The sequence below is a fragment of the Klebsiella sp. 4_1_44FAA genome (genome assembly GCF_000238715.1).
Lineage (GTDB): Bacteria > Pseudomonadota > Gammaproteobacteria > Enterobacterales > Enterobacteriaceae > Klebsiella > Klebsiella pneumoniae.
Genome location: NZ_JH414811.1, coordinates 47,850 through 52,179 on the forward strand (window position 1 = coordinate 47,850; position 4,330 = coordinate 52,179).

The following is a 4,330-nucleotide window of genomic DNA, read 5'->3' on the forward strand; positions in this document are numbered from 1 at the left end:
GAAATCTCACGGCCGGAAGCGGGATACTGCACGGCGGGATGCATCACGGCAGCGTCATGACATTGAGACGCGCGTGCGTCAGCAACTGACTCGCGAATACGCCACCGGCCGCTTCAGGGGAGATAAAGAAGCGCTGAAGCGTGAGGTTGAGCGCCGTGTGCAGGAGCGCATGCTGCTGTCGCGCGGGAACAACTACACGCGACTGGCCACTGTACCCATATAACATCACCTTCTTTAAAAAATCCGGCCGGCGCCGGAGGCTTTCGCACGCCTGTTGGCCGGCTACTACGTATTATCTCATCTTCAGACCTGCATTCCTCACCATAATTCCGGTCTTCCTGGCGTCAAAGTGGCCTTAAATGTTATCGCCTGCGTCACTTCTGACGGCCGAATTCTGTTATCCACATATAACTGCAAGGGAGTATTTCATATAGCGCGAACCGATATTTTCGTAGAGCGCCAGCCGTCGGACTTTCAGGGCGCATGGTTCCTTTTAAACATCAGCTCTGTATCTCTTTTAAAGATCCTTTAATAAATCCTGTAAACACATAACCTGTTCATCGCCTGCCCTGTGGACAGGCTCAGGAGAATGCCCGCCCTTGCAGCGACCTCCCGGTCGCGCCGGTTCGGCAACCTCAGAGAGAGCTCCCATCGCTTCGCGACGGGCCCCGACCGGATAACCACATTAGTTACAGCATTCAAATGGAAAATCATCATAAAACCGGCGCCGGTTTGCCGGCCCGGTGCCCTTCCCCACCACTGAAAAGCGCCGCCGCCCCCGGCCGAAGGCCGGGGAACACCATCGCTTTAGAATGGCGGATGTTGTAACTAGATCTTGTCATTGCTGTGGGTGGTGTTGCTTTTCGTTCTGGCGTACACGCTCGTAAGCGGCCCTAACGGCCCGCTAACGCGGAGATACGCCCCGACTGCGGCTATCGCCTTGTCGTGACCACTCCGACCGCGCACAGCAGCTTCTGTATCGTTTTTAGCGGGTTTGTTCTGGGCTTAGCAGTGTGGGGGATTATTACGGCTGAAGCCGTAATGCTTTTTTCGTCCTCGCTTCGCTGCGGGGGTCTCCGGCGCATGGCGCCTCCCATGCGCTGACGCGCATCAAAAACCCGTCCCCTGCGCCACTTGTGTCTGACGCACGCGAGAGTCCGCTGCGGCAAAAAAACAAGAAGAGAGCTAGACGAAGGTCGCTCAGCTCCCCGTAATTTTTTATATACTCACCACGGGGACATTAGATCTGCTTTTGCCAAAAAAACGGCTAGTTTTTTCTGGATTTACCCAAACCAAAGGCACCGGCATTCACTATAAACGAGGCCTTTCTGATCGGCGTATCGATATCAAATATGGGGTTTTCAGCACGCCTTCTTTCAAAGTACTTATTTCTCTCCGATTCATTTTTAAAAGCGCTACCTGTCCTTGCAATCCTCTCCTGAATAAGCATCTTTTCATGCTCAGCCTTTTTGGTTGAGTTGGCCTTAGCGAGATTCTTTTCAAGGGATTTCGTATGCTTTTTTATATGCTTTCTCAACCTAGCTTTATGGCCAAATGAGAGTTTACATATCGGACAAGTGAATAATTCTTCCATAAGCTTCATGAGTGTAAGGGGAAGGTTATATTTACCATAGCATTCCTTGTCCGAACTGCCATGCGATGGTCCACCGGGGCAATGAGGCAAAGCCGTTGTCTGTGGAAGCACTACGCGGCATGATGAGCGTCGCCAGTTGCACACCGGCAAAGACGTGAAACACTTTTAACCGGAGCCAGTCATGCGCGTTGCCGAAAGCATCATCCTCGATGCCCTCACTCGCGGAGGATGCATCAAAACCTTTTACCGCATATCCTCACGGCAGGCTGCTGAATCGGCCACGCGGATACCTGAGGGGTATATTCTGGAGTCGCCCGGCGAGCGGGAAGATATTGTGCTCTCGCGCGCGGACTTTCATGCGCTGGAGAAGCTGCTGGAGCAGAAGGAAACCTGGGAGCAGGTGGTCGGTGTGACCTGTTTTGGTGGGGCAACATGGCAGCTGAGACCGACTGTACAGAGCTGAACAACTGAGATTTAAGACCTGGGAATCAGTAAGACTGAAGGGAGGTATCTGTTATGACGCTGACAGAAAAAACAGGCCATCTGGCATGGTGTGCACTGGTCGCGCTGGCACTGGCCAGACAGGAGCAGGGAGAACTCTCTCCCGCACAGGAAAATCTCTTTCTCACCCGCTGGCTCGCGGCAGCACTGAAGCAACGGCGATTCTCGCGCGATGTGGCACAGGATATCGGGTGGTTACTGAATCAGGGGCGTTTGCTGGGTGTGAGAGCTAAGCTGGCCGACAAACTGGGCTATGTCTGGCGCTCCTGCAGCGGCGAGTTGACTGAACAGAACGACATGTTCCGCCTGACGTATGCGCTGGAAACAGCGAAAGACATGGGCTGGAATTACCGCGTAATGAGCGACAGAGAATGGGCCGGACGATATGCTTTGGTACTCAATCCTGGAGTAAACGGTGTTTATCTCTTACGGACAAACCTTGATGCCGCTTTTGACGACAATGGCCAACAGACAAATCCGCTGACAGTACGTCTGACAGGGAACGTAACTGGGATAATGAAACTGTTAAATCGCTGTGGCTGGCAGGCTGAGCCTGAGTCTGATGCCTCCCTGCCCCACCAGTTTTCACTGATGGCCCGGCAGGGAGTGCCAGGAAAGGGGGATTAGTGGCGGATTTGTGCCAGGTCATCTTCAGTCAGACCGGTCATTTTCATGACAGTATTGCGGTCAATGCCGTTCTGCAGCATGGTACGGGCAATTTTCAGAGTGGCCTGACGCTCACCTTCTGAACGGCCTATTAGCGTGTGCTCCGGTGGTTTGCACATGCGCAAATTTTTCAGCCCAAAGGAGGCTAATCATCACGGGGATTACGTTCAAATCCCCTGCGCCCTCTTGCTGCCCATTCAGCATTGAGTACTGAATCGCCACGGGTTTAACAGACACCTCAGAGTCATTTAAGATGGCTTAAAGAGAGGTGCCCATGAGCGGTAAGCGTTATCCCGAAGAGTTTAAAACTGAAGCAGTCAAACAGGTTGTTGATCGCGGTTATTCTGTTGCCAGCGTTGCAACACGTCTCGATATCACCACCCACAGCCTTTATGCCTGGATAAAGAAGTACGGTCCGGATTCTTCCACTAATAAAGAACAGTCAGATGCTCAGGCCGAGATCCGCCGTCTCCAGAAAGAGCTGAAACGGGTTACCGACGAACGGGACATATTAAAAAAAGCCGCTCTTGATGTCAGACTCCCTGAACAGTTCTCGATAATCGGGAAACTCAGGGCGCGTTATCCTGTGGCCACTCTCTGCCATGTGTTCGGGGTTCATCGCAGCAGCTACAAATACTGGAAAAACCGTCCTGAAAAGCCAGACGGCAGACGGGCTGTATTACGCAGTCAGGTACTTGAACTGCATGGCATCAGCCACGGCTCTGCCGGAGCAAGAAGCATCGCCACAATGGCAACCCAGAGAGGCTACCAGATGGGGCGCTGGCTTGCTGGCAGACTCATGAAAGAGCTGGGGCTGGTCAGTTGCCAGCAGCCGACTCACCGGTATAAGCGTGGCGGTCATGAGCACGTTGCTATCCCGAATCATCTTGAGCGACAGTTCGCCGTAACGGAACCAAATCAGGTGTGGTGCGGTGATGTGACCTATATCTGGACGGGTAAGCGCTGGGCGTACCTCGCCGTTGTTCTCGACCTGTTCGCAAGAAAACCAGTGGGCTGGGCCATGTCGTTCTCGCCGGACAGCAGGCTCACCATGAAAGCACTGGAAATGGCATGGAAAACCCGTGGTAAGCCCGTCGGGGTGATGTTCCACAGCGGTAGTAATAATGCCGATGTCAGTCTTTACCACCACTTAGTTTGCCGTTTAACCAGATTGGTGTGATTACTGATGCAGTGAAGACCTTCCCGCATCCTGACTCACACAGCGATCGACCTTTTGTGTCCTGCCCTGGACCCGTCGGTTGCCGGAAGCGCCTTCATGCGAGGCATCTCCTCACCGATGCGCGTGACTCAAGAAGGGCCTGACGGCTTGTCTCGTTACTGTCCTGTCCGGGTTATCTGTCTGGAGATTCAACTCTGTTTCCTCACAGGAGCTCTGTCATGGTTGATAAAGTTACCGAAGCTGCCGTTGTGGGTGGCGTGGATACACATAAAGATTTGCACGTTGCCGCTGTCGTAGATCAGAACAATAAAGTCCTTGGGACTCAGTATTTCTCCACAACACGACAAGGTTACCGGCAGATGCTGGCATGGATGACCTCGTTTGGGACC

3 protein-coding genes and 4 pseudogenes are annotated in these 4,330 nt (G+C 53.2%); 5 read left to right on the forward strand and 2 right to left on the reverse strand.

Translation table 11 applies throughout. The annotated features are described in order from the left end of the window. A pseudogene (locus HMPREF1024_RS29540) lies at positions 1–223 on the forward strand (incFII family plasmid replication initiator RepA); the annotation flags it as partial. A 1,044-nt stretch (positions 224–1,267) separates the two neighbouring features. On the opposite strand, the gene HMPREF1024_RS0127750 reads toward HMPREF1024_RS29540, so the two are convergent. Then, positions 1,268–1,594, reverse strand: a complete 327-nt coding sequence (locus HMPREF1024_RS0127750) for a C2H2-type zinc finger protein (RefSeq protein WP_004201125.1) — start codon at positions 1,592–1,594, stop codon at positions 1,268–1,270. Positions 1,595–1,775: 181 nt separating this feature from the next. Between HMPREF1024_RS0127750 and HMPREF1024_RS01395 the strand changes: the two genes are divergently transcribed. Together HMPREF1024_RS01395 and HMPREF1024_RS01390 are read left to right on the forward strand one after the other, a co-directional pair. After that, positions 1,776–2,057 carry a hypothetical protein gene (locus HMPREF1024_RS01395; RefSeq protein WP_001568067.1) on the forward strand — a complete coding sequence of 94 codons (282 nt, stop codon included), beginning with the start codon at positions 1,776–1,778 and terminating at the stop codon, positions 2,055–2,057. 53 nt (positions 2,058–2,110) lie between these two features. Beyond that, positions 2,111–2,722, forward strand: a complete 612-nt coding sequence (locus HMPREF1024_RS01390; RefSeq protein WP_000176305.1) for a DUF2913 family protein — start codon at positions 2,111–2,113, stop codon at positions 2,720–2,722. On the opposite strand, the pseudogene HMPREF1024_RS31490 reads toward HMPREF1024_RS01390, so the two are convergent. After that, a pseudogene (locus HMPREF1024_RS31490) lies at positions 2,719–2,850 on the reverse strand (ISNCY family transposase); the annotation flags it as partial. The gene HMPREF1024_RS01390 and the pseudogene HMPREF1024_RS31490 overlap by 4 nt on opposite strands. Before the next feature lie 185 nt (positions 2,851–3,035). Here HMPREF1024_RS31490 and HMPREF1024_RS29545 point away from each other — a divergent pair. Together HMPREF1024_RS29545 and HMPREF1024_RS01385 are read left to right on the forward strand one after the other, a co-directional pair. After that, a pseudogene (locus tag HMPREF1024_RS29545) lies at positions 3,036–3,875 on the forward strand (IS3 family transposase); the annotation flags it as partial. 284 nt (positions 3,876–4,159) lie between these two features. Next, positions 4,160–4,330 (forward strand): annotated as a pseudogene (locus HMPREF1024_RS01385) (IS110 family transposase); the annotation flags it as partial.

Bases quoted from the DNA above. Each gene is read 5' to 3' on its own strand.
- HMPREF1024_RS01390 (WP_000176305.1), top strand. From the start codon at position 2,111: ATGACGCTGACAGAAAAAACAGGCCATCTGGCATGGTGTGCACTGGTC.
- HMPREF1024_RS0127750 (WP_004201125.1), bottom strand. From the start codon at position 1,594: ATGGAAGAATTATTCACTTGTCCGATATGTAAACTCTCATTTGGCCAT.
- HMPREF1024_RS01395 (WP_001568067.1), top strand. From the start codon at position 1,776: ATGCGCGTTGCCGAAAGCATCATCCTCGATGCCCTCACTCGCGGAGGA.